Below are 24,726 nucleotides of genomic sequence, written 5' to 3'. Positions count from 1 at the left end.
TCTAGGCCGTTTATTCCGTTATCGTTGGGATATATCGATGCTAGCTTCTACCGCCCCACCAAAATCATTTATCGATGTAAAAACGGCTTTTGTTCCCTGCCTGACATCTTTTTTGAAGCCGATTTCGAAATCATGTGTCGCAAAAGGCAAAAACATCAGCCCCTTTTCAACCGGATCCGTTTCTCCGCTTTCATGGACCAGCTCCAACTTGACAACGCTTATGTGGTAAGGCGTTGGGTTGGTGCAACTCATGACTCTGTTTTCTGATTCAAAACCACACTCAAGAGAGTGGCTTGATAAATTCGCCCTACCTGCAAGACCAACAGGGCGATAAAAAATTTTCAGCCTTGAACGAAACGCCAACTGCATAAGATTCTTGTCCTCGGCACTTTCCGGTGCCGGAGGCACTTCCAGAACGTTCAACCAGAACAAGGATTCCCGGTCAGAGGGCAAATCCCTGCCGGTAAAGGTCAAGCGCAATGCCTGCCCAGAGCCCGCTTCTATACGGGAAATGGGTGGTGTAATGATGAACGGTGCCGAACTCGAATCCGGTGTTGCATCCTTATCACCTTCGTCTACCCACGATTGCACCAGCGACGGTGTTTCACCTGTGTTGTGAAGCTGCACAGTCACCTCGCGGGCTTTTTGTGGATAAACCACACGGGTGCCATCAATAATCACACTGGCACTCGCCCACTCTGCCGACAGCAGAAAGCCGCTCAGCAAGAACAGTTTCATTCTTAATAACATTGCATTACCCGGCTCAGATTGTTGGCAGCCCCCGGGAGGCGGGAGCTGCCATCACGTCATCATTGATAGATGATGGTGTACTGAATGGAGGTATTAACCGTACCGGCAGTCGCTGCAGCGGTAGCGTAGTATTCAGCGTAGTAGTTCAGATCAGCAGCACCGCCTGCGGTTACGTCAACCCACTGGGAGTTGTCTTGCGCACCACCAGCACCGGCAGCTTGAACCGGAATGAACAGGCTGTTCTCGCCCAGCAACTGAATTTGTACGTTGGTGGCAGCATCGGCAGCGTTGGCCTGGTTAACCAAACGGCCAGTGTCGAAATCAACGGTCGGGCCCGGCTCGAAGTAGGTCGCTACTTTGCCATCGCTGCTGCAGTTGGACAGATTGATAGAAAAAGGCGTACGACCGGCAGTTTGAGCGGCCGCATTCAGCGTGCTGGCAGACACTGTGGGCAGAGTGACAGTGAAGTCTTTGCCCGCAGGAGTGGTGATTTCACAGGTCTGATCAGTCACCAGGCCATTGAATGTAATAGTACCGTCTACCGCCAGGGCCGGTGCAGACAATACCGCGACGGCAGAAACCAGAATAAGCTTTTTCACGCGCATGGAAGTTCCCTCTTTGGGTGGTCGCAACTGAGTTCGCTATTTGTTTTAGTGAAATAGTTCACATAACAGACAGCGGAATGGAACTTAGCACGGCTTGAGGAAAGTTATTTGTAAAATTGGATACCTTTGCTTACTTTTTTACACACTCTAATAACGATTGATCATCCTGATGTCACCTTTATAGTTATTAGCGCTTACTTTATTTTATGGGTCCTACGCTTTTATTATTAAAATCCATCAAAGCATGAATGTGATTCAATATTTCATGTTTCTAATAAACAATGAGTAATAAGCCTCCCCCTCGCACTTGCCGGGAAAACGGACAACCGTTGATATGAACAGGGGCATTGAAACTGCCTGTCACGGACCGGGACTGCGGCCGGGATAAGCGGTAGCGGCGGAGGAGAAAGGGTGTGGTGCAACGCCTCCAGCAGAGACGTCAGTGAATAACGCCACTGGCGCTACTTTCAGGGGGGGAGGGGAAGGAAATGCAAGCGGCTGCCGACTGCCTTCGGCGTTCTCTGAAGGAAACGACGATTCCCTCCTGCGCTCCGCGCCTAAAGGAAAACCTTATTTCTTTGCTGGCTGCAGGGTGACCGGTTTAGCCAAAGCATCGCTAGCTTCTGGGGGTTTGGCATCCAGATCCTTTGTCGCCCCGCAGGCCACACATTCCATCCACTGTTTGTCGGCGTCGATGACGCGTTGGATCTTGTCCATCTGCCCACACTCCGGACAGGTGGCACCGGCAATAAATTGGCGTTTCATGGTTGCTCCCTATCCCTTCGTAGGAGCGGCCCTTGAGCCGCGAACCTGCTTGCGAAGGCTTTCCCAAGTACAGTTCGCGGCTCAAGCGCCGCTCCTACGGTGAGGTTTTATGAGATTATCATCCGTTGATACCGCAATGGCGCAGCAGGGGTTCCACGCTGGGCTCGCGGCCGCGGAAGGCCTTGAACAGTTCCATGGGTTCGCGGCTGCCACCCTTGGCAAGAATTTCGCTACGGAAGGCACGGCCGGTGTCTTCGTTGAACTCGCCTTCTTCCTCGAAACGGGAATAAGCATCCGCGGAGAGCACTTCCGCCCATTTGTAGCTGTAATACCCCGCCGCATAGCCGCCGGCAAAAATGTGCCCGAAGCTGTTGGGAAAACGGTTGAACGCGGGTGGCTGTATCACTGATACCTGCTCACGCACTTCGTTCAGGACCTGATAAATATCCAGCCCTTCCTGGTATTCGGCATGAATGCGCATGTCGAACAGGGAGAATTCCAGTTGCCGCACCATCTGCATGGCACCCTGGAAATTCTTCGCGGCCAGCATTTTTTCCAGCTTCTCCTTGGGCAGGGGCTCACCGGTTTCATAATGGCCGGAGATCAGCGCGATGCCCTCTTCCGTCCAGCACCAGTTTTCCAGGAACTGACTGGGCAGCTCCACCGCATCCCAGGCCACACCGTTGATGCCGGAAATACCGGACACATCCTGTTCGGTAAGCATGTGGTGCAGGCCGTGGCCGAACTCGTGGAACAGGGTGACCACTTCATCGTGGGTCAGCAGGCCCGGCTTGCCACCGGCGGGCGGCGCGAAGTTGCAGGTCAGATAAGCCACCGGCGTTTGCAGACTGCCGTCCGGGCGCCGACGGCGAATGCGGGCGTCATCCATCCAGGCGCCACCGCGCTTACCGGTGCGGGCATACATATCCAGATAGAAAGCCGCACGCACGCTGCCATCGTCGTCCACCAGCTCGTAGAAACGCGCATCCTCGTGCCACAGGTCCACATCATCACGCTGCCGGAATTGAATCCCGAACAGCTTTCCGACCACGGCAAACATGCCGTTGATCACGGTATCCGCCGGGAACCAGGGGCGCAGCTCTTCCTCGGAAATGCTGTAGCGCTCTTCACGCAGCCGCTCGCTCCAGAAACCGATATCCCAGGGGTTCAGATCGTCGGCACCCTTCTCGGCCGCAAAGGCCCTCAATGCCGCCAGTTCCTGTTCCGCCTGGGGCTTGGCCCGTTTGGCCAGGTCCTCGAGAAATTGAATCACCTCGTTCACATCACGAGCCATCTTGGTGGCCAGGGACTCTTCGCCAAAGTTGGCAAACCCCAGCAGTTGCGCCTGTTCGTGCCGCAATTTGAGGATTTCATCCATGATGGCGGTGTTGTCGAACTGGCCAGCCTGAGGACCCTGATCAGAGGCCTTGGTGGTCCAGGCCACGTACATTTCCTTGCGCAGCTCGGCGTTCTTGCAGTGGCTCATGACGGCAATAAAGACCGGCGCATCCAGCGTCAGCAACCAGCCGTCCTTTCCGTCCGCCTTTGCCCGGTCGGCGGCACCGGCTTTGGCACTGTCGGGCAGGCCATCCAGCTCCGCCTCATCGCTAATGTGTTTGGTCCAGGCCTGGGTGGCATCCAGGGTATTGTCGGAAAATTGGCTGGTCAGCTCAGACAGTCGCTTGGAGTTGGCCATGTATTGCGCTTTCTTGTCATCTGGCAGATCTACCCCGGAGAGGCGGAAATCACGCAGGGTATTTTCAATGTCTTTCTGCTGGGCTTCGCTGAGCGAGCTCCATTCATCACTGTCACGCAGCGCCTGGTAGGCGGCACACAGCTGTGCGTTCTGGCCCACTTCGGTGCCGTACTCACTGAGCAGCGGCAGGCAGCTGTTGTAGGCATTACGCAGGGCTTCATTCTGGGCCACCGCATTGAGATGCCCGGCAGGGCCGAAGGCCTTGCCCAGGCGGTCGTCTTCCTCATCCAGTGCCTGCACCAGATGGGCGTAATCGAACTTGCCCTCCGCCAGCACCTGCTGGATGCGCGCGCGGCCATCCGCCACCAATTGCTCCACGGCGGGCAATACGTGTTCTGGCTGGATTTTGGAAAACGGCGGCAGTTCCGGATAATCAATCAGCGGGTTGTTACTCATGGGTGTCCTGTCCTGGTTCTGTCTGCGCTGCTGGCAAGCGCTGACGAGTAGTCTCGTCCGGTTGCAGCAGCGTCTGGAAAATCAGCCACTTGCTCAGCAGGAAAACGCCAAGCAAGATCAGTATGGCAATCAATATACGGGTGGGCGGCTTGTTCATGGGCCTCCCTGACGACCACATTCAGCTATCGAGTTTATCAGTGATGGGGATTCGCCGCTTTGAAGACAAGGCCCCGCAGTTGGGGGAACGGGTATTTGTGGACCCGGATGCTACCGTGATCGGCGAGGTGGTGCTGGGCGATGATTGCTCCGTATGGCCGCGGGCCGTCATTCGCGGAGATATGCATGCCATCCGCATTGGCGCCCGAGTCAGCATCCAGGACAACGCTGTGCTGCATATCACCCACGATTCCCGGTTCAACCCTGGCGGTTTTGCCCTGCAGATCGGTGACGATGTGACCCTGGCCCACCAGGCCATGCTGCACGGCTGCACCCTGGGCAACCGGGTGATGGTGGGCATGCAGGCCATCGTCATGGATGGCGCCGTAGTGGAAGACGACGTGATCATCGCCGCCGGGTCACTGGTGGGGCCTGGAAAGCGGCTGGAAAGTGGTTACCTCTACCGCGGCCAACCAGCCCGGCAGGTGCGTGCCCTCACCGCGGAAGAGAGGGAATTTCTGCCCTATGTGGCCGGGAATTATGTGCGCTTGAAGGATCGGTATCTGGGTGAGGAGGGGTAAAGAGACTAACTGTAGGAGCGGCACTAGAGCCGCGAACCGAGCGTAGCGAGGGGAATGAAGATCAATCTAGCCGTCGTTCTGTTATTTCTGAAACCTGTCGAGCTCTGAGATTCCTGATCGCCCTGCGGGCGATTTCCGCGCAAGCGCGGCTCGCCATGCAAGCATAGCTCCTACCGCGGCTTCGTAGAGAACACGGATTACGTGGGAACTTCTTGGCCTTTCCCTATCCAACCAGCGTAGCTCGTAGCTAGATCCTCCACATAAACGACATATTCCCGAAACTCAGAATATCATCGCTTTTACGAGTCGGCGATGAGGATCCCTGCAAGGTCAGCGTGAAGGAAAAATCATCCATCCTGATACCGCCGCCGAGCACCAGCCCGAGAATGCCGTCACGAGACTCAACATCATAGGGCCCACTGTTTTCTTCAAGGTAGGAATAGCCGATGTACTCGCCAAAGCTGGCAAAAAAGACTTCCCAGCCGAACCCCTCGCCATCGAACAAACCCACCAATGAACCGGCAGTACCAATGCCCGCATAATCGGGAATAAAGTTGCGCGGTAAATTCTGACCAATCCGCCAGAACCCACCGGCCCTGGCAGTACCATTAAAATTATTGGCATCCACCCCCCAGGCATAACCCACTTCACTTTCCAGCGGACCCTGAACATACCGGAACAGACGATGGGCATGAATAAAATAGGCGCCGCCGATGGCATCGTGGCCAAGCTGATTGTCCCAGCCTTTGGGCTCCTCAGAGCCGGTGATCTTGTGCACCACTTTTTGTGATTGTTCAGCGCCGGAATCCGGACCCACGATGCCAATCCGCACGCCGTAGCCGAACAGGCTGTTGCCGTTCCAGCTGAACAATCCCAACTCCAGATTACTGTAGCCCACGTAGGGAAGATCATTGAAGTCCGGCGTCTCCCTGGCGAGATCGGACGGAGTAATCATGATCTGTTCCAGGCTAAGGGTCAGTGCATGCTTATCGTCTACCAGGCTGATGCCTGGTAGCGGATCCAGCGCGGCGGCCAGACCACAGGTGAAAGTCCCATTTCTTTCACAACGATGATGGGCATCCCCCACCCAGCTGATGCGCACGCCATTGGTGTACTGGCCATCGGAACCGACGAACAAATCGTTATCCCAGGAAAACCCGAAGGTAGACGCCTGGCCACACAGGGGAAGCAGGCAGGAAAGGATCAACAGAACACGCGCGGACATGGCCATACCTCTTTCGGTAAAAAGACGTTCCCCGCTATCAACATCAAAAACGCCACCGCCGCTGCATAACCAGAAAGGCGAACGACGCGGACCATGTTATTAGTATCAATCCGTTCAGAGCTTCCACCCCGGCAATAAGACGCAAGGTGCCCACGGGATAGAGATCACCAAGACCCAGCGACGTATAACAGGCAGCGGAAAAATACAAGTGGTCCAGAAAACTGCCATCCACTGCACCGGCCAGATTCATGGCAGTATCGCCCCGATCCAGGACCAGGTAGACCAGGGCATACAGGGTCACTTCCACCATATGGGCAAAAAACATGGTGATCACAACCAGCAGAATTTCTCCACGAAAACGCTTCCAGCGTTTCAACAACGCCGACAGCCCCGCCAGAGTCCAGTAATGCAAGGTCACTGTGGTCAGCACCATGAACAGGCTGACCGCAGAGGCATACATTACTTCGTAAACGATGGCTTCGTGCTCCATGACTTATCTCAGCATGGCCATAACCGATGCGCTATCCGGGCGCCAGCCACGCCAGATTTCAAAGGCTTCTGCGGCCTGCTCCACCAACATACCCAGACCATCGGCAGTGGCTACCGCACCCTGCTGTTGTGCCCAGATCATAAAAGGCGTCAACTCTTTGCCGTAAACCATGTCGTATGCCACAGCGCCTTCCGCCAGTAACCCCCCGGGCAGGTCCGGCATCTCGCCATGCAGACCGGCAGAAATGGCATTGATGACCAGGTCGAACTGGCCCGTCAGACCGTCCAGCCCGCTACCCAGTACCGGCGAGCTGTCACCGCTCATGAAACGGCGAGCCAGAATTTCCGCTTTCTCGGCCGTACGATTGGCCACCCTTACCAGGGTCGGTTTTTCCGCCAGCAACGGTCCCATGACACCGCGCACAGCGCCACCGGCACCCAACACCAACACCCGCTTGCCGGCAATCACCCAGCCCTGGTTGTCGCGGATATCTTTTACTATGCCGGCACCATCGGTGTTGTCACCATGGAGCTGGTCACCATCCCACCACAGGGTGTTCACCGCAGCCGCCTGGCCAGCGCGCTCGGTGACCGCATCACACAGGTCGAAGGCCTGTTCCTTGAAGGGCACGGTCACGTTGGCACCCTGCCCCCCTTCTTCACGAAAGGCTTTTAACATGCCGATGAAATCATCCAGTGGCGCTTCGCGCTTTTCATAGCGCAAATCATCATCGCGCTGGGCAGCAAAGGCATGATGAATATCCGGGGAGCGGGAATGGGCTACCGGGTTGCCGAACACACAATACAGGGCCGTCATAACCACTCCCGGTGAATCAGGAATTTTTGGTAAAGCTCGATTTCCGCACTGTCCGGCTGCGGATGCCAGTCGTAATCCCAACGCACCAGTGGTGGCAGGGACATGAGGATGGATTCGGTGCGCCCGCCAGACTGCAACCCGAAGATGGTGCCGCGATCGTAGACCAGGTTGAATTCCACATAGCGACCACGACGATAGAGCTGAAACTGACGCTCCCGGTCGCCATAATCATGCCCTTTGCGGCTTGCCACAATGGGACGGTAGGCCTGAATATAGGCGTCGCCAACGCTGCGCATCAGCGCAAAACAGGTCTCGAAATCAAAGCGGTTTAGATCGTCGAAAAACAGTCCGCCCACGCCACGTGGCTCGTCACGATGCTTGATATAAAAGTAGTCATCGCACCAGCTTTTGAACTCCGGGTAGATGTCTTCACCGAAAGGATTACAGGCATCCCTGGCGGTCTGGTGCCAGTGCACCACATCCTCTTCGAAACCGTAGAAAGGGGTGAGATCAAAACCACCACCGAACCACCACACCGGATCTTCGCCCTCTTTTTCCGCAACAAAGAAACGGACATTGGCATGACTGGTGGGCACGTAAGGATTCTTCGGGTGAATAACCAACGATACGCCCATGGCCTGGAAACTGCGGCCGGCCAGTTCCGGGCGGGCCGCGGTGGCAGACGGCGGTAACTGATTGCCGAACACGTGGGAAAAATTCACCCCGCCCTTCTCAATCACTGCACCGTTTTCCAGCACACGGCTGCGGCCACCCCCTCCCTGCTCGCGGTCCCAACTGTCTTCACGGAAAGTGGCGCTGCCATCTTCCTCGGCCAGTTCCTCGCAAATGCGGTCCTGAAGTTCCAGCAGGTAGTCCTTCACCGCCTGCAGTGATACCTCTGACATGCCGTCTCCCGGTTTGTATTACTTGGCTTAAGCCCGCAAGGTGCGGCCACTTTCCAGATCAATAATGGTAGAGGGTTTGGCGGCCCGGTCACAGGCGCCGCTGACAATAAAGTCCAGCCTTTCACCAAGCTGACGGGCCACCTGGAACTGATTGCGGGCCGCCGGGCGGCCACTGATATTGGCACTGGTGGAAATGATCGGCTGGCCCACGGCCCGGCACAGATCTCTGGCCAAGGGGTGATCCGGCACCCGCACCGCCACCTTGGTAAAAGCGCCACGCACCCAGGCGGGTACGCTTTCGCGGGCGTCAACCAGATAGGTCAGCGGTGCTGGCCATTGCCTTGCCACTTGCTCACGCTGACTGTCGGTAAGGCGGATATAGGGTTCGAGTTGCGCCAGGTCTGCGCCGATCAGGATAAGCCCCTTGCTCACCGGCCGCTCCTTGATCGCCAGCAAATCCAATACCGCCTCTTCATTGAAAGGATCACAGCCCAGTCCATAGACCGATTCGGTGGGATAAGCCACCACGCCACCGGCCTGGATAATCTGTGCCGCGCTATGCAGATGCTGGTACATGAGAAACTCGCCCTGAAAGAAAGACGGGAAAATACCCTGCATAGGAAGCCGGCTCAAGAGAGAGCCCAGGATTGCACTGGTTAAAGAGGCACAGGGGCCAGATGTTTTGCCGTCAGAACCTTTTTGCCTTTCTTCACCTCAGTGGTGTCACACTCGACCTCCTCACCTGGGGTGAACGCCCACTCCTCCCCTTCCGGCATGGTGCCGATAATCCGGTAGCGCATACCTCCCACATGGACCGCCTCTACTGCACGCCATTCTCCTTGTCCTCGCAGCAGGGGCACATAGATCTCGAACATGGCACACCTCGAATTCAGACTCCCTGGCACCTTCAACATTCCGCCCCTGGCGAGAAAAGGTCAAATATCAGACGGGAGCCAGGGCAGGTATGCAGGGAAGGGCCATCAAGTCCGATCTAGGTCTCACCGCTGCGTTTCAGGTAGCCGCCGGCCACTCGCTCTACCCAGCCCTCCAGTTCCAGTTCGGAAAGCTGCCCTGCCAGATCGGTGATCGGCAGGCCGGTGCGCTCCTGCAAAACATCAAGGGAATTGAGCCCCCCGGTCAGGTGCTGGAGCAAGTCAGGCAAGTCCGGCTCATTGATACCCACCGCTTCGACACTCCGCCGGAAGTCACCGAAGGCATGAAATATATCCTCCCGGGATTCAAGCCAGCTGGCACCATCACGCAATAGCTGATGGCAGCCCTTGCTCAAGGGATTGTGAATACTGCCGGGAATAGCGAATACCTCGCGCCCCTGGGCCAGAGCGGTGCGAGCGGTGATCAGGGAACCACTCTTGATGGCAGCTTCCACCACAATAGTGCCCAGACTCAGCCCGCTGATCACCCGATTGCGCTGGGGGAACTGGGCCGGCAGCGGCGGCGCACCGGGGGCAAACTCCGTGACTAGGGCACCGCCGGACTCCACGATCTGGCCGGCCAGCACCGCATTGCGGGGCGGATAGATGCGATCCGGCCCGCTACCCAGCACGGCCACCGTGCGCCCGCTACTGATCGCGCCCCGATGCGCAGCAGCATCCACACCCAGGGCCAGGCCACTGACGATAACAAAACCACTGCCCGCCAGATCCCGGGCAAAACGGCGACTGTTGTCCAGTCCGTCCGCTGACGCATTGCGCGCACCGACGATGGCAAGACCGGGCGCATTGAGCGCCGCCACACTGCCACGCACCGCCAACACACCGGGAGCGTCCCCGAGCTGGGCCAACAAGGAGGGATAGTCCGCATCTCCCAGCGCCAGCCAGCGCCAACCTTGCTCTCGCAGATACTCGTAATGCACAGTCAGGGAACCGGTGTGATCCAGCAGCTTGCTCCGCTCTTTCAGGCCAGCCGGCAACAGGGGGAGATAATCGGCCAGCGCAGTGCGGTCGATGGATTGCTGTTTCAGAGCGCGGCCCAGAGCCGCGGAAGACGGGGAAAACAACGCCTGCAATAGCAGGCGTTTGTATTGTCCGTCCATCGCCCACCTCCTTGTGTGCGTTTGACGGGTTGTCAGGAGCCGAAACTCCGGCGGTGAGCGCTACCGCAACTTAATGAATCAGTAGCTGCCCGCCGGGCTTTCGGCGATATCATGCATGTAAATAGGACGCTTGGACTCCATGATCAAGCCGTAGCTGACCTTGTCGAAGGCACGGAAGATCACCATGGAACCAGTCCTTTCCCTGGGCAGGCGCACCATATCCCCACGCTGGCGATCACGGACCGCCTCACCCTGACCAAAGACATCCAGCACATTGCCTTCTTTCAGTCCGTCACGCAGACCTTTGTTGACCACCACCACATCGTTACGTGCCACGCTATTGATGCGATCAAAGAAACGGATCACCTTGGCTTCGATCTTGGTATCCGGCGCCGACGGGTACAGCACGGAGCGAACCCTGCGATCTTCGGTGGAAAACAGCCGGTCATCAATCCGCAGGTCCTCGCTGGTCTTGGTCACCTGCAGAGTCAGCATATCCTCTTCATGGCCGGCCACACGCCCCAGACCAATCTGACGGGCTTCGTAGCCGAGCACTTCGTTGGTATCCGGGTCCACGTATTGCTCGCCGGTCCGGTAGAAACCGTAGCCCTGTTCCAGATTTTCCCACTGGGTCATGGCATCACGCGCATAAACGGTGTCACCTTCGCCAAAGATCACCCGACGATCACGGCCCCCAACGATGTAGGGCGCCTCGGCAATCTCCTGACGACTGACCACCAAACCTTCCTTCAGATACGCGGCAATGGCGCCGGCAGGAATGGCGAGAATAGCCTCATCGTTGGCGATCTCGCGCACTTTAGGAGTGAGTTTGACCGTGCCGTTGGGTAAAGTTTTCTCTTCCACACCGCGCTTCACCGACAGCCGGGGCTCTCCATCTACATAGGTCAGGCGGATCTCATCACCGGGATAGATCAGATGGGGATTGCTGATTTCTTCGTTGATCTGCCAGATTTCCGGCCATTGCCAGGGCTCTTGCAGAAAACGGGCGCTGATATCCCAGAGGGTATCGCCGTTCTTGACGAAATACTTGCCGGGATGCCCCTCTTTGAGCATGACCTGGGCAGCAGCCAGGCCGGATAAAGACACTAACAGCCCGAAGGCCAGGGCGCGCTGGACCGATTTCATCATCATCGGATTCCTTTTATCATTATTAGACTCATCCCCGAGAGCGGCCGTGGACCGAGTTTCACGGACACGGTTTCTTTTGGATATTAGCAATGCGATCATATATTTAGCAACCGAAATTCGAGTGCTATCGCAACTTCCGAGAAGGTACATGGCCAAACTGGAAATACTGGAATTCCCTGACCCCCGGCTACGCACGGTAGCAAAGCCTGTGGAAAAGGTAGATGACGAGCTTCGCAAACTGATCGACGACATGTTCGAAACCATGTACGCCTGCCCGGGCATTGGCCTGGCGGCTACCCAGGTGGATGTGCATCAGCGGCTGATCGTGATGGACCTGTCCGAGGACCAGACCCAGCCTCGCGTGTTCATCAACCCGGAGATCACCCCGCTCACCGATGAGGTGGCCCCATATGAAGAAGGCTGCCTGTCCGTGCCCGGCTTCTACGAGAAGGTGCAACGCCCGGCGCGGGTACATATCAAGGCCCTGGACCGGGACGGCAATACCTTCGAGGAAGAGGCCGACGAGCTGCTGGCCACCTGTATCCAGCATGAGATCGACCACCTGGATGGCAAGCTGTTCGTGGACTATGTCTCCCGGCTGAAGCGTGATCGCATCAAGAAAAAGCTGGAAAAGATCCACCGCCAGCAGGCATGAAAGCAGTGACTAGCTACGAGCTTCTAGCGGCTAGGCGCGATCATGTTTTGTCATTGTCTTGGGGAGCTGATGCCCGCGCCCGACCATGAAGCGCGGCTGACAGCTAAGTATAGGCTCACACCTGCAACCGCGTAGTTGCTCGCAGCTAGAAGCTAGAAGCTCATAGCTCTCAAACAAGAGGCTTTTCATTGAAACCCTTACGCCTTGCCTTCGCCGGCACCCCGGATTTCGCCGCCGCCAGCCTGCAAGCGGTGCTGGACAGCGACCATGAGGTGGTTGCCGTGCTCACCCAGCCGGATCGGGCCGCCGGGCGCGGCAAGAAAGTGCAACAAAGCCCGGTCAAGGTACTGGCCGAACGCCACGGCATTGCGGTACTGCAACCGGAAAACCTGAAGGGCGACGAGATCCGCCAGCAACTGCGTGACTTGAATCTGGATGCCCTGGTCGTGGTGGCCTACGGCCTGATCATTCCCCAGGAGGTGCTGGATATGCCGCGCCTGGGCTGCCTCAACGTGCACGGCTCCCTGCTACCCCGCTGGCGCGGTGCTGCCCCTATCCAGCGCGCCATCACCATGGGTGACACCGAAACCGGCAACACCATCATGCAGATGGAAGCGGGCCTGGACACCGGCCCCATGCTGCTCAGCGAAAGCCTGCCGATTGGCGATAGCGAAACTGGTGGCGAACTGCATGACCGACTCGCCGCCCAGGGCGCCCGCCTGCTGGTCACCGTACTGAACGATCTGGAGCAGTATCTGGCCAACGCCACCGCGCAGCCGGACGACGGTGTCACCTACGCCCACAAGTTGAGCAAAGCGGAAGCGCGCCTGGATTTTCGCCTGCCCACCCGCGCCCTCTACAACCGCATTCGCGCCTTCAATCCCTTTCCAGTGAGCTGGGTCCCACTGAACGGTCAGCCCATGCGTATCTGGCAAGCCAGCGAAAGCCCGCAACCTGGCCGGGATAACGATGAGCCCGGCCATATTCTCAACGTGGACGACAGCGGCATCCATGTGGCCACCGGCGATGGCGCACTGATTCTTGAAGAACTGCAACTGCCCGGCAAGCGGCGCATGGCCGTGGCCGATCTGCTGCGCGGTAACCCGGATCTGTTCCAGGTAGGCGAACCGCTGGGTGACTCCATTGACAACGTCTGACCCGCGCCTGACCGCGGTACGTGTCCTCAACAGGGTACTGCCCGGTAAAGGCGACGGGGAAAGCCTGCGCGAAGTGCTGCGTGACTTTCCCCTGCAGGGCGCCGACGGCGGCCTGATGCGCGATATCTGCTTCGGCGTCTGCCGCCACCTGCGTCCGCTCAACCACTGGCTCAACCAGCAACTGGGCAAACCCCTTAAAGCCAGCGCCCAACCGGTGCGGCTAGCGTTACTCGCCGGGCTCTACGAACTGTGGTTCAGCGAGCGCCCCGCCCACGCCATCGTCAACGCCTACCCACAGCTGTGTCGCAAACTGAAAGCCCCCTGGGCCGCCGGGCTCAGCAATGCCATTCTCCGCAAGGCCAGCAAACTGACGATGGATGAGGCCGTCGCCGACGCCAACCCCAACATCCAGCTCAGCCTGCCGGACTGGCTATTCAAGCGCTGGCAGCAAGACTGGCCCGCCGACGCGGAAGCCATGGCCCGGGCCAACCTGCAAACACCGCCCTTCACCCTGCGAGTGAACCGGCGCCAGCAGCAGCGCGCCGGAGCCATTGCCGCCCTCGGCGACGGCGCCCGCCCCGGCGAGCTGTCCCCCTGGAGCGTCTACCTGAGCCCGGCCCGCCCGGTATTCCAGCTGCCAGGTTTTGAACAGGGCGCCCTGTCGGTGCAGGACGAAGCCGCCCAGCTGCCCGGCGAAGTCCTTCAGTGTCCACCCACCGGCCGCATCCTGGATGCCTGTGCTGCACCTGGCGGCAAGACCGGCCAGCTCTGCGAGAAATTCCCCGACGCGGAGCTGGTCGCCCTGGAGCTGGAAGGCAAGCGACTGACTCGCATCAAGGAGAACCTGGCCCGCCTCAGTGCCGAGGTCACCCTGCTGCAAGGCGATGCCAGCAACCCGTCAAGCTGGTGGGACGGCACCCCCTTCGACGCCATCCTGCTCGATGCCCCCTGCTCCGCCACCGGCATCCTGCGCCGCCAGCCGGATGTGAAATGGCATCGTAAAGCGTCCGACATCCACGCACTGGTTGATTTACAAGCGCGCATGCTGGATGCACTATGGCCGCTGCTCAAACCCGGCGGCATGCTGGTGTATGCCACCTGTTCGGTACTGCGGGATGAAAACGATCATCAGGTCAGCGCCTTCCTGCAACGCCAGCCACAGGCCCGGGATGTGACGCCACGGCCGGAAGAGGCCACAATGGTCAGCGCGGGATGGCAGCTGTTCCCGCAACACCATGGCCCAGACGGTTTCTATCTGGCGTGCCTGCGAAAGGACACTTGAGCGGGCAGCGTTTTCTCCTTTGTGAGAAAAGTCGTGTAAGAGCGCCGCTCGAGGCATCAATCCTCCCCTGGTCTTACAGGGAAGGGAATCGCGCTGTTCGGGGACTGGAGAGACAGCAAAGCGCATGAAGATCATTATTCTCGGTGCCGGCCAGGTGGGCGGCACCCTGGCCGAGAACCTGGCCAACGAGCGCAACGACATCACCGTCATCGATACCGATGCGGAACGGCTGCGCGAACTGGGCGATCGCCTGGATATCGGTACCGTGCGCGGCATGGGCTGCTATCCGGCGGTGCTCAAGAATGCCGGCGCCGAAGACGCAGACATGCTGATCGCGGTCACCAACTCCGACGAGGTGAACATGATCGCCTGTCAGGTGGCCTACTCCCTGTTCCGCACGCCCTCCAAAATCGCCCGTATCCGCACCGCCCACTACACCAGCCGGTCCGACAAGCTGTTCAACGAAAACGCCCTGCCCATTGATGTGATCATCAGCCCCGAGCAGGTGGTCACCGACTATATCAAGCGGCTTATCGAGCACCCCGGCGCCCTGCAGGTGGTGAACTTTGCCGGTGGCCGGGTACAGCTGGTGGCCGTGCGCGCTTACTACGGCGGGCCACTGGTGGGCAACGAGCTGCGCGAACTGCGCAAGCACATGCCCAATGTGGACACCCGGGTGGCCGCCATCTTCCGCCGCGGCCGGCCCATCATTCCCGAAGGCAACACGGTGATCGAAGCGGATGATGAAGTCTTCTTCATCGCCGCCAAGAACGATATCCGTGCGGTGATGAGTGAATTGCGCCGTCTGGAGCACAACTACAAACGCATTCTGATTGCCGGCGGCGGCAACATCGGTTACCGGCTCGCCAAGAGCATCCAGCACCGTTACAACGTGAAAGTTCTTGAGCGCAGCCCCGGCCGCGCGGAATGGCTCGGCGAAAAACTGCATCAGACTGTGGTGTTACAAGGGCTCGCCACAGACCGGGACGAACTGCTCAAAGCCAACATCGAAAATACCGACGTGTTCTGCGCCCTCACCAACGATGACGAAGCCAACATCATGGCTTCATTACTGGCCAAGCGGCTGGGCGCGCGAAAGGTGATGACGCTGATCTCCAACCCGGCCTACGTGGATCTGGTCCAGGGCCACGATATCGATATCGCCATCTCGCCCCAGCAATCCACCATCGGCAGCCTGCTCAGCCATGTACGGCGGGGTGATGTGGTCAACGTCTATTCCCTGCGCCGGGGTGCAGCGGAAGCCATCGAGGCGATTGCTCACGGGGACAGCAAATCCTCGAAAGTGGTGGGCCGCGCCGTTGAAGACATCGACCTGCCGGAAGGCACCACCATCGGTGCCATCGTGCGCGGCGAAAAGGTGCTGATTGCCCACGATGACGTGGTGATCGAACCGGATGATCACGTGATCCTGTTCCTGATCGACAAACGCCGCACCCGGGACGTGGAAAAACTGTTCCAGGTCGGGTTTACCTTCTTCTAACGGCCGAGGCCACGCCAGCGCATGCATTTTGCACTGATCTCGAAAATTCTCGGCCTGCTACTGGTGGTGTTCAGCTTCACCATGATGCCGCCGGTGGCCGTGTCCTACTGGTATCAGGAAGGCAGCGAAGGCCCCTTCCTGGTGTCATTCGTGATCACCCTGCTGTTGGGGCTGGCCCTGTGGCTCCCCTTCTTCAAGCACAAGGAAGAACTGCAGACCCGCGACGGCTTTCTGGTGGTGACCCTGTTCTGGTCGGTACTGGGTTTGATCGGGGCCCTGCCACTGTATATCAGTAATGACGTCCCCGTCGGCTTCACCGATGCCGTGTTCGAATCCATGTCAGGGCTGACCACCACCGGTGCCACCATCCTTTCCGGCATCGATTTCCTGCCTAAATCGATTCTTTTCTACCGCCAGCAACTGCAGTGGCTGGGTGGTATGGGCGTGGTAGTGCTGGCCGTTGCCATTCTTCCCATGCTCGGCGTGGGTGGCATGCAGCTTTACAAGGCAGAAATCCCCGGCCCCATGAAGGATGCCAAGCTCACCCCGCGCATCGCCGAAACGGCCAAGGCCCTGTGGTTGCTCTACCTGTTTATCACCGTCGCCTGTGCCGTGCTTTATTGGGCAGCGGGGATGACCATCTTTGATGCCATCTGCCACAGCTTCAGCACCGTGGCCACCGGCGGCTTTTCCACCCACGACGCCTCCATGGCCTACTGGGACAACCCCTGGATCGACTGGACCGCCACCCTGTTCATTCTGATCGGCGGCGTCAATTTTGCCCTGCACTTTGCCGTCTGGCGGGGGCGCTCATTGATCGCCTATATTCTTGATCCTGAATTCCGCTTTTTCATGACCCTGTTCCTGCTTTACACCGGGCTGATTACCGTCGGCTTGCTGGCCTTCGAGGTGGATGTGACTGCCGATGATGCACTGCGCCACTCCGCTTTCCAGGTAGCTTCCTTCAGCACCGGCACCGGGCTCACCAGCACCAACGCCGCCGCCTGGCCGGGCTTTATTCCTTACCTGCTGATCTTCACCAGCTTCATCGGCGGCTGCGCCGGTTCCACCGGCGGCGGCATGAAAGCAGTGCGAGCCGCCCTGGTATTCCATCACAGCGTGCGCGAGTTGCGTCGGCTGATTTATCCCAACGGCATCTTTGCCCTTCGCTTTGGCCGCCACTCGGTCCCGGATCGGGTATTACAGGCCGTGTGGGGCTTTGTCGGGGTCTACATCACCCTCTCGGTCATCTTCACCCTGCTGTTCACCATGACCGGCATGGACCTGACCACCGCCGTCAGTGCCGTGGCCGCCAGCCTCAATAACCTGGGTGTAGGTATCGGCCAGGTCGGCGGCGGTTTTGCCAACATTACCGACAGCGCCAAGTGGATGATGACGGTACTGATGGTGGCCGGGCGACTGGAAGTATTTACCCTGCTGGTGCTGTTTACGCCCATGTTCTGGCGACAATAAAAGGGCAGTTACTAGTTAACAGTTAATAGTTGCGCGTGGGGAGCCCTGCCAACGGAAAGGCCGTGCCCACGCCAACAAAACCGCACCGTTATGCAGTCCACATAGGTTATCCCTTATGGCTTTCATTCCGCTGGCATTCGTGGGGCTTTTTATCATTCTGGCAGTGTGGGCCGTTCGCTCACCCAAGTCTCGTACCGATAAAGAAGTTGGTTTAACCCCGCAGTTTGAAGAAATCTGTGGCGGAAGGATTGGAATGATGAACTACACTTGGCCATTAGTTCGTCATTCCATCTATGATGACTTCATTGTTATCAAGTGCCTAGGTGGCTGTTACACCATCCCAAGAAATAGCGTAAAGGTTGAGAGAGGCGACGGAGTTTTATCCAATGGCGTGCTTTATAAATCGCCAAAGTATCTCGGCCAAGAACTACGCATCTGGACTAGCTCTAAAAATGTGGTTTTAGAGGTTCTAGAGAGAAATGCATAACAAGCGGCGCCAGGCAACATCACGACTCCTGCCGTAACCACCCGCTGGCCCGCCCGAAGTGATGGGCGTAACGAATACGCAGCTTTAAGCGCGAAGAGCTGCCAAAGCCAGACGCTAGTCTCGCTTCTGACAGCAGCTCCGCAGACACAAAAAAGCCCCGGCGGTTGCCGGGGCTTTTTTGTTCTAGCTGTTAACTATTCATGATTCACTGTTAACTGCTTTTACGCGATATTGTTCACCCGCTTGGACTCGCGGAACAGCTGGTCCAGTTCGCCTTCGTAGTAGGCTTCCACCCGCGGGTTCATCACTTTCTTCCACAGCGGCGGGATCAGGGCCAGCACGTACATGGTGGCGTAACCGGCAGGAAGCTGCGGGCTTTCCTCGTAGTGACGCAGCACCTGATAACGACGCTTGGCATAGGCGTGGTGATCACTGTGACGCTGCAGCTGGAACAGGGCCAGGTTGGTCAGCAGGAAGTTGGAGTTCCAGCTGTGGGCCGGCGTTACCCGCTCGAAGCGACCTTTATCGTTCACACGACGGTGCAGACCGTAGTGTTCGATATAGTTGATGATTTCCAGTGCCAGTGCGGCGAAGAAGCTTTGGCCCAGGAAGAACACCACACCCTGCCAGCCCCACAGCAGCCCGAAGGTCGCCGCGAACAAAGCAGAAATGCTGTACCACCAGATCAGTTCGTTATGAACGCTGATGTTCTTCTTGCCCTTACGCTCCAGGTATTTCTTTTCCAGGCTCCAGGCATTCTTGAAGTTGCGCACAAACGCCTTGGGCAGGAAGTCATACAGGCTCTGATTGTAGCGGCTGGAAGACGCATCGTCCGGCGTAGATACATGGACATGGTGACCACGCACGTGCTCCACCTTGAAGCCGGCGTAGGTCACAGTGGACAGCAACAGCCCACCCATCCAGTTTTCCACCTTCGGGTCCTTGTGGATCAGCTCGTGACCCAGGTTGATGGCAATGATGCCGCCCACGGTACCGATGGACACGATCCAACCGATCTTGCCGAGCAGGCCGTAATCATTGGTCATGAAAACATGGCCGGCGTAAAACAGCACCGCGATCCACACAAAGCCCATGGCGATGGCAGACACCCGGTAAAAAATCTCTTCACTCATGCTGGGGACTTGCACATCTTCACTGGGGTTGGTCGGATCTTTCCCCACCAGATAATCCAGTACCGGGATAATCCCGAAAATAAAGGCATACATGAACCAAGCCCAATAATCCTGAGTGCCGCTATCCACACCCACATAGGCCGAGAAAGGCACAAGCGGCACCATGAATGCCCAGAAAGTCAGGTACCCGTATTTTTTCATTTTTAGCATTACGTCAGCGTTCATGCTCTCGAACATGGCTTATACCTCGCTAGTTCAAGCCAAAAGTAACAGTCTTCAATGTGAGGATCAGGTTATCCCTGATTTCTTGAATTGTCAAACAACTCATTTAGTGCCATAGTATCGACCTTGGAGGATAATTCCCGCCGAAGCCGAAAAGGACCTTTTCATGTCGTTGAAAGCCGTCAGCCTGAGTGAGCAGATTGCCCAGCACCTGGCCGAGCAAATCATCACAGGCACCCTGGCACCCGGAGCTCGTTTGCCGGAAAATGATCTGGCCAAGCAACTTGATGTGAGCACCAACTCACTTCGCGAGGCCTTTCGTGTCCTGGAAAAGCAGCACCTGATTGAGTTGCAGCCGCGCAAGGGCGCACGAGTGTGCGACGTCACAGATGAGCAGGTTCACGACCTTTACGACTTCCTTTTCATGCTCCTGTCGCGGCTGGCCGGCCAGGCTGCCAGCAACTGGATGCCCGGCCAGATAGAAGACCTGGTGGAGCTACTGCCCCAGCTGGACCAGCATTATCAGAACAACGACCTGCCCGCCGCCCACCAGCTGGCGTTCCGCTTTGTGGAAATCGCCACCGAACGATTCGCCAACAACCGCTACCTGGCCACCGACATCGTCGATCTGATCCCCCTGCTCAAGCGCTACACCTTTATCGCCCTGCAGGAAGACACCTCCGAGTTCGACGTTTCTCTGCAGCTGTTCAAGCGCTTGCTGATCAACGTGGTCGGCCGCAACACCGCCGATGCCGAAGCAGACATCCGCGAATACGGCGAAAACCAGTGCCAGATCGTCCTGCGCGCCATCGCCAAACGCCGCAACGCGGCTTAAAAGGCAATTAATAGTTCGCGAGCTGAGGCGAGCACCAAGAGCAAACGCATGAGGCCGCGCCTACCTCGTAGACGCGGCCTCATGCATTAGAAAAACAGAGGCGCCTGCTTCGCGCGTTATTAATTATTCATCATTAACTATTAATTGCTTCCCCACACAATCCCCACAAAGCCTCCTTGCTCCATTGCCATGCTGACCTCCATCACAAGGAGGCCACCATGAAACTGACGCTTTTCTTCTCGCTATTGCTACTGACCCTCACCGCCCAGGCGGACTGGCAGGACGAGGCCGCCACCGGCGCGCTGCTGCTGGCCGATGACCAGGGAGACATTACCGCCGCCACCCTGCTCGATACCGATGCTCACATCACCGTCAGCGGCCCGCTGGCGCGGGTCACCCTGACGCAACGATTTCACAATCCCAGCCAGCAGTTTCGTGAGGGCCGTTATCTGTTTCCTCTGCCGGAAAACGCCGCCGTGGACGGCATGGTGCTGACCGTCGGAGAAAGACGCATCGTCGGCCGCATCGACAGGAAAGCCGAGGCGGAAGAGGCTTATCGTCAGGCCCGCGCCAGCGGCAAGAAAGCCAGCCTGGTCAGCCAGCAGCGCCCCAACCTGTTCACCACCGCCGTGGCCAATATCGCTCCCGGCGAAACCGTGCAGGTGGAACTGCATTACCAGCAGACCCTGAACGTGGACGGACGCCGCTTTCAATTGCGCCTGCCGCTCACCCTGACCCCGCGCTTCACCCCAGCCACGGAAACGCCCCATCCCCTGGATTCGCTGCTGCGCAATACCGTGGCCAACCCCGGCGGCCCGGCCGAGGCCGGCACCGCTTCGATCCGCATTGATCTGGACGCTGGCAACCGCCTGGCAACCCTGGGTAGCCCCAGCCACGCCATCCACTCACAACGCCACGGAAGACACTACACCATCACCCCGAAAGGCGGCTCCGTGCCCATGGACCGGGATCTGCTGCTCAGCTGGGAACTGGAAGACAAGGGCGAACCACTGGTCACCAGCTTTCACGAAGAGATCGATGGCGAGCACTACGCCCTGCTGATGGTGGTCCCGCCGGAAACCGGGCAGGTGACAACGCTGCCACGGGAAACCTTATTTATTATCGACAGCTCCGGCTCCATGGGCGGCGCCCCCATGCGCCAGGCCAAGGCCAGCCTGCAGCTGGCCCTGCAACGCCTGAAACCCGGCGACCGCTTCAACATCACCGACTTCGACAGCCAGCACACCCTGCTGTTTGATCAAACTGCCACAGTCACCGACGCCAGCCGCCAACAGGCTCAACGCTTCGTGGACAGCCTGCATGCCGGTGGCGGCACCCACATGCTGCCCGCCCTCAGCGCCACCCTGGCCCAGCCAACCAGCGACGGCTACCTGCGCCAGGTGATCTTTATCACCGACGGCGCCGTGGGCAACGAGAACGGTATTTTCCGCGCCCTGCACGAACAGCTCGGTGAAGCGCGCCTGTTCACCGTGGGCATCGGCTCCGCCCCCAACAGCCACTTCATGACCCGTGCCGCCCAGTTCGGGCGCGGCAGCTTTACCTACATCAACGACCAGAACCAGGTCCAACAGGGCATGGATACGCTCTTCCGCCGCCTGGAATCACCGCTGATGCGCAACCTGCAGGTGCAGCTCCCGGACAACGTGGTCGCCGAACGCTGGCCGCAAAAGCTGCCAGATCTGTACGCCGGTGAGCCCCTGCTGGTGACCATGAAACTGTCCGCCCCCACCGACCGGGTTACCGTCAGCGGCTACAGCCACCAGCACTGGCAGCAGGCGGTCACCCTGCCCGTCAGCAGTAACCACCCGGGCACCGCCAGCCTGTGGGCCCGGCGTAAGATCGCCGACCTGATGGACCGCATCACTCTGGGTGCCCCGGAAACCGATATCGCCCCGCAGATCACCCAGGTGGCCCTGCGCCATCAACTGGTCAGCCGCTACACCAGCTTTATCGCCGTGGAAGAGACCGTCTCCCGCCCGGCCTATGAACCCCTGCTGCAAGACACCGTCCGCAACCAGGCACCTCATGGCACCGCCTGGCCCAGCACCGCAACACCGGCACCCCTGTTATGGCGGCTGGCCGGCGTGCTGCTGATCGTCACCCTGCTGCTCTGGCTGCGTCAGCGGAGGCTAAACCATGGGACGGCTTGAACGAGGCTCGCTGGTATTGAGTCTCGCCGCCCTGCTGGGGCTGGTAGGCTGGGCTAGCTGGCTGGATGGCAAGGCCTGGCTGGCCCAGCACCTGATCGCCCACGCCTGGCAAACCACCCTGGACCAGGGCGCCCCCCAGCGCCCCTGGCCCTGGGCAGACACCTGGCCAGTGGCACGCCTTACCACCCCCGCCGGCAAAACCCTTTACGTGCTTGAAAGTACCAGCGGCGAAGCCCTGGCCTTCGGCCCCGGCCGACTGACAGGGGGAATCGGCAGCGACCAGGCCCTCACACTGGCCGGCCACCGGGATACTCACTTTGCCTTTCTAGAAACCCTGAACAGCGGCGACCCACTCACCGTGGAATTTACCGACGGCTCACAGCAGCGCTTTCAGGTCAGCTCGCAGCAGGTCATCAACAGCCAGCAGCACCCCCTGCATATCCCCCGTGACAACCAGCAGCTAGTGCTGATCACCTGCTACCCCTTCGACGCCATCACCGCCGGCGGTCCCTTGCGCTACATCATCACCGCCAGGGCGTAACAGTGGGAGCCATCGTTCGATGGCGAATGAAGCTCGCGACGGTGAAAGCGAAGCGATTGTAACGTTTGAGGGGATGGGGATGATTGAATCCAGGAAGCAACACCAGATAGGAGAGCACCACCCCCGTTGGAGCTTTGCTCGCAAAGCGAAGGCGCTTATCCATTCCGCAGAGATTCGCTTTGCCAGCAAAGCCCCAACGGCACACTACCGTTCATCAAGTCAGTATCATCCAGACACTTGCGGATCAGACCAGCAGGCTCTCAGCCCTGATAGTCACTGCAAAACCCAAGCTTCTCGCTGGCGAGATACGCGCAGAACGCCTCAACGTCATCGTTGGCATAGGTATTGGAAATCAGCTCACTGGGAATCAACCCCTCATCCCAGCGGTTCGCTATGATCCTGTGGGCCTTGCCACCCTCGTCACCGGGGAAAATGTTCACCTCGGCGGTTGTCTGATGAATATAAAGATCCCGAAGCGCTCTGGAACAACGAAACTGGCCAGCCTCGGCATCAATGCTGCAGGTATAGCCCGCGTCGGAGAAAAATGTATCCGCAGTAGCGAACAGATGCTCTGTGCTTAGGCGATCATCTGGTAGCGAAGAAATAGTCTTGGGGGCATCGCCCGTCACATTTGTGCAGCCGACGAAAACAAAGACGATAAGGAGGAGAAAAACAGGCTTCATCATTTCGGGGCATACTCTCTTTTTCACCACGGACCTGGACAGAGAGGTTACCGCCGCGGTTCAATTTTGATTCTAGGCATTGAATTCATCTGAATACTGCCAGGTCTTTCTTGGGTTGTTGTATCGGGGCATTTTTCACCCCCTCTGGTTAAGGGAAGGTGTCCACTAAAGTGGTTACAGATCAGCCGAGTGAAACGAGGTCCAGCCCCGCAGGGTCGATGCTGCCTGGCCTTGTTATAAGATTTAGGTAAAGCATCAATGTCCGCCTTAATATTTTTTGCTGCTCTTGCTTGTTACCCAAAGATATATGAGCAGCCCAAGGCTTACCAACAAGCACACCGAAGAAATTTTGAACATAAGCTGTATGCCTGTATTGGGGCAGCCCCACATACAGGTAGACATTAGCCCGACTACCGAAATAGCAAGAATAAATATATTCGCTACAACTGCTAAAAAATATCTCATGGGTAAACGAGCTTATAACGCCCGGCGCAGCGGGAAAATTGGAGCGAGGAACGAGCGGAAATTTGATCCGCCTGCCGCCGCTTGTTATGAAAGGCCATAGACCAGCCCAACCGCTATAAAAACACCGCTAACAACCCCGATAGCTCTATGAGCCCACATGAGCTTTGCGCTGCGCTTTACAAGGAATGCCAAGTAAGAGCCCAGCCAAGCAATAAGCCCAAATATGCCCAGGTTCACTAAAATTGCAGCAAGCCCATCAACCTCATATGCATTCCCAAACTTGTCTCCATACACAGCCCTACTAGAGAGCAGGTTATCGAACGTAAGGAATACCAGAAGGCCCACCACGAAGAGAACAGGGATCATTCCGGCCATATATATGAAGTTGGGTCGTTTACTCATATTCATAACAGCGTATTAAGACGAACGATTCGACTTAATTCAATTCGACATAATTGTTTTTGGCTTATCACA

25 protein-coding genes are annotated in these 24,726 nt (G+C 58.0%); 10 read left to right on the top strand and 15 right to left on the bottom strand.

Annotated features, from left to right (window positions below; all coding sequences use genetic code 11):
- Positions 1–18 precede the first annotated feature (18 nt).
- The 4 genes from T9A_RS14500 to prlC all read right to left on the bottom strand — a co-directional run bounded on the left by T9A_RS14500 (position 19) and on the right by prlC (position 4,272).
- The gene (locus T9A_RS14500; RefSeq protein ID WP_035249910.1) at positions 19–738 is read right to left on the bottom strand and encodes a fimbrial biogenesis chaperone; all 720 of its coding nucleotides are present in this window, start codon (positions 736–738) and stop codon (positions 19–21) included.
- A gap of 71 nt (positions 739–809) precedes the next feature.
- Positions 810–1,355, bottom strand: a complete 546-nt coding sequence (locus T9A_RS14495; protein WP_232222129.1) for a fimbrial protein — start codon at positions 1,353–1,355, stop codon at positions 810–812.
- Between the two features lie 570 nt (positions 1,356–1,925).
- On the bottom strand, positions 1,926–2,120 hold the full coding sequence (locus tag T9A_RS14490) for a YheV family putative metal-binding protein (RefSeq protein ID WP_035249817.1): 195 nt from the start codon (positions 2,118–2,120) through the stop codon (positions 1,926–1,928).
- Between the two features lie 118 nt (positions 2,121–2,238).
- Positions 2,239–4,272, bottom strand: coding sequence for an oligopeptidase A (gene prlC / locus T9A_RS14485; protein ID WP_035249813.1), 2,034 nt, complete (start codon positions 4,270–4,272; stop codon positions 2,239–2,241).
- A gap of 200 nt (positions 4,273–4,472) precedes the next feature.
- Here prlC and T9A_RS14475 point away from each other — a divergent pair, with 200 nt between their 5' ends.
- Positions 4,473–5,009, top strand: coding sequence for a gamma carbonic anhydrase family protein (locus T9A_RS14475; RefSeq protein WP_035249808.1), 537 nt, complete (start codon positions 4,473–4,475; stop codon positions 5,007–5,009).
- A 247-nt stretch (positions 5,010–5,256) separates the two neighbouring features.
- Here T9A_RS14475 and T9A_RS14470 read toward each other — a convergent pair whose 3' ends face one another.
- The 8 genes from T9A_RS14470 to T9A_RS14435 form a co-directional block, all read right to left on the bottom strand.
- Complete coding sequence (locus T9A_RS14470) at positions 5,257–6,234, bottom strand: lipid A deacylase LpxR family protein (RefSeq protein ID WP_035249806.1); 978 nt, start codon at positions 6,232–6,234, stop codon at positions 5,257–5,259.
- A 43-nt stretch (positions 6,235–6,277) separates the two neighbouring features.
- Complete coding sequence (locus T9A_RS14465) at positions 6,278–6,724, bottom strand: ion channel (RefSeq protein WP_052043056.1); 447 nt, start codon at positions 6,722–6,724, stop codon at positions 6,278–6,280.
- A gap of 3 nt (positions 6,725–6,727) precedes the next feature.
- A complete protein-coding gene (gene aroE / locus T9A_RS14460) occupies positions 6,728–7,540 on the bottom strand; it encodes a shikimate dehydrogenase (RefSeq protein ID WP_035249804.1) in 813 nt (270 codons plus the stop codon).
- The gene (gene hemF / locus T9A_RS14455; protein WP_035249801.1) at positions 7,537–8,445 is read right to left on the bottom strand and encodes an oxygen-dependent coproporphyrinogen oxidase; all 909 of its coding nucleotides are present in this window, start codon (positions 8,443–8,445) and stop codon (positions 7,537–7,539) included. Before hemF ends, aroE begins: the two co-directional genes overlap by 4 nt.
- A 27-nt stretch (positions 8,446–8,472) precedes the next feature.
- Positions 8,473–9,063: an L-threonylcarbamoyladenylate synthase type 1 TsaC gene (locus T9A_RS14450; RefSeq protein ID WP_232222128.1), complete on the bottom strand. Its 591-nt coding sequence runs from the start codon at positions 9,061–9,063 to the stop codon at positions 8,473–8,475.
- A gap of 38 nt (positions 9,064–9,101) precedes the next feature.
- Complete coding sequence (locus T9A_RS14445) at positions 9,102–9,320, bottom strand: hypothetical protein (protein ID WP_156964915.1); 219 nt, start codon at positions 9,318–9,320, stop codon at positions 9,102–9,104.
- A gap of 116 nt (positions 9,321–9,436) precedes the next feature.
- Positions 9,437–10,498 carry a DNA-processing protein DprA gene (dprA, locus tag T9A_RS14440; RefSeq protein WP_035249798.1) on the bottom strand — a complete coding sequence of 354 codons (1,062 nt, stop codon included), beginning with the start codon at positions 10,496–10,498 and terminating at the stop codon, positions 9,437–9,439.
- A 78-nt stretch (positions 10,499–10,576) separates the two neighbouring features.
- Positions 10,577–11,650, bottom strand: coding sequence for a LysM peptidoglycan-binding domain-containing protein (locus T9A_RS14435; protein ID WP_035249795.1), 1,074 nt, complete (start codon positions 11,648–11,650; stop codon positions 10,577–10,579).
- A gap of 145 nt (positions 11,651–11,795) precedes the next feature.
- On the opposite strand from T9A_RS14435, the gene def reads away from it, so the two are divergent.
- The 6 genes from def to T9A_RS17115 all read left to right on the top strand — a co-directional run bounded on the left by def (position 11,796) and on the right by T9A_RS17115 (position 18,202).
- On the top strand, positions 11,796–12,302 hold the full coding sequence (gene def, locus T9A_RS14430) for a peptide deformylase (RefSeq protein ID WP_035249793.1): 507 nt from the start codon (positions 11,796–11,798) through the stop codon (positions 12,300–12,302).
- 188 nt (positions 12,303–12,490) lie between these two features.
- The gene (fmt, locus tag T9A_RS14425; RefSeq protein ID WP_035249789.1) at positions 12,491–13,459 is read left to right on the top strand and encodes a methionyl-tRNA formyltransferase; all 969 of its coding nucleotides are present in this window, start codon (positions 12,491–12,493) and stop codon (positions 13,457–13,459) included.
- Positions 13,437–14,741, top strand: coding sequence for a 16S rRNA (cytosine(967)-C(5))-methyltransferase RsmB (gene rsmB / locus T9A_RS14420; RefSeq protein WP_232222126.1), 1,305 nt, complete (start codon positions 13,437–13,439; stop codon positions 14,739–14,741). Before fmt ends, rsmB begins: the two co-directional genes overlap by 23 nt.
- A gap of 124 nt (positions 14,742–14,865) precedes the next feature.
- Positions 14,866–16,242, top strand: coding sequence for a Trk system potassium transporter TrkA (gene trkA, locus T9A_RS14415; RefSeq protein WP_035249785.1), 1,377 nt, complete (start codon positions 14,866–14,868; stop codon positions 16,240–16,242).
- 21 nt (positions 16,243–16,263) lie between these two features.
- Positions 16,264–17,715 (top strand): TrkH family potassium uptake protein, encoded by a 1,452-nt coding sequence (locus T9A_RS14410; protein ID WP_035249783.1) that lies wholly within the window; start codon positions 16,264–16,266, stop codon positions 17,713–17,715.
- Positions 17,716–17,830: 115 nt separating this feature from the next.
- Positions 17,831–18,202 carry a hypothetical protein gene (locus tag T9A_RS17115; RefSeq protein WP_156964914.1) on the top strand — a complete coding sequence of 124 codons (372 nt, stop codon included), beginning with the start codon at positions 17,831–17,833 and terminating at the stop codon, positions 18,200–18,202.
- 221 nt (positions 18,203–18,423) lie between these two features.
- Here T9A_RS17115 and T9A_RS14405 read toward each other — a convergent pair whose 3' ends face one another.
- Entirely contained in the window at positions 18,424–19,572 is a 1,149-nt protein-coding gene (locus T9A_RS14405; RefSeq protein WP_035249781.1) for an alkane 1-monooxygenase, read from the bottom strand.
- A 151-nt stretch (positions 19,573–19,723) separates the two neighbouring features.
- On the opposite strand from T9A_RS14405, the gene T9A_RS14400 reads away from it, so the two are divergent.
- The 3 genes from T9A_RS14400 to T9A_RS14390 all read left to right on the top strand — a co-directional run bounded on the left by T9A_RS14400 (position 19,724) and on the right by T9A_RS14390 (position 23,104).
- Positions 19,724–20,392 (top strand): GntR family transcriptional regulator, encoded by a 669-nt coding sequence (locus tag T9A_RS14400; protein WP_035249779.1) that lies wholly within the window; start codon positions 19,724–19,726, stop codon positions 20,390–20,392.
- Between the two features lie 218 nt (positions 20,393–20,610).
- The gene (locus T9A_RS14395; protein WP_052043054.1) at positions 20,611–22,563 is read left to right on the top strand and encodes a marine proteobacterial sortase target protein; all 1,953 of its coding nucleotides are present in this window, start codon (positions 20,611–20,613) and stop codon (positions 22,561–22,563) included.
- On the top strand, positions 22,550–23,104 hold the full coding sequence (locus T9A_RS14390; protein WP_035249776.1) for a class GN sortase: 555 nt from the start codon (positions 22,550–22,552) through the stop codon (positions 23,102–23,104). Before T9A_RS14395 ends, T9A_RS14390 begins: the two co-directional genes overlap by 14 nt.
- A 260-nt stretch (positions 23,105–23,364) precedes the next feature.
- Here the strand turns inward: T9A_RS14390 and T9A_RS14385 are convergent, their stop codons facing one another.
- Both T9A_RS14385 and T9A_RS14380 read right to left on the bottom strand, forming a co-directional pair.
- The gene (locus T9A_RS14385) at positions 23,365–23,790 is read right to left on the bottom strand and encodes a hypothetical protein (protein ID WP_035249774.1); all 426 of its coding nucleotides are present in this window, start codon (positions 23,788–23,790) and stop codon (positions 23,365–23,367) included.
- 546 nt (positions 23,791–24,336) lie between these two features.
- On the bottom strand, positions 24,337–24,654 hold the full coding sequence (locus tag T9A_RS14380) for a hypothetical protein (RefSeq protein WP_156964913.1): 318 nt from the start codon (positions 24,652–24,654) through the stop codon (positions 24,337–24,339).
- Positions 24,655–24,726: the final 72 nt, after the last annotated feature.

Origin of the sequence: Alcanivorax jadensis T9, assembly GCF_000756655.1 — a bacterium.
GTDB classification, from domain to species: Bacteria; Pseudomonadota; Gammaproteobacteria; order Pseudomonadales; family Alcanivoracaceae; genus Alcanivorax; species Alcanivorax jadensis.
Note: the sequence above shows the minus strand (reverse complement) of the source record. Positions and strands in the feature narration are given on the sequence as shown.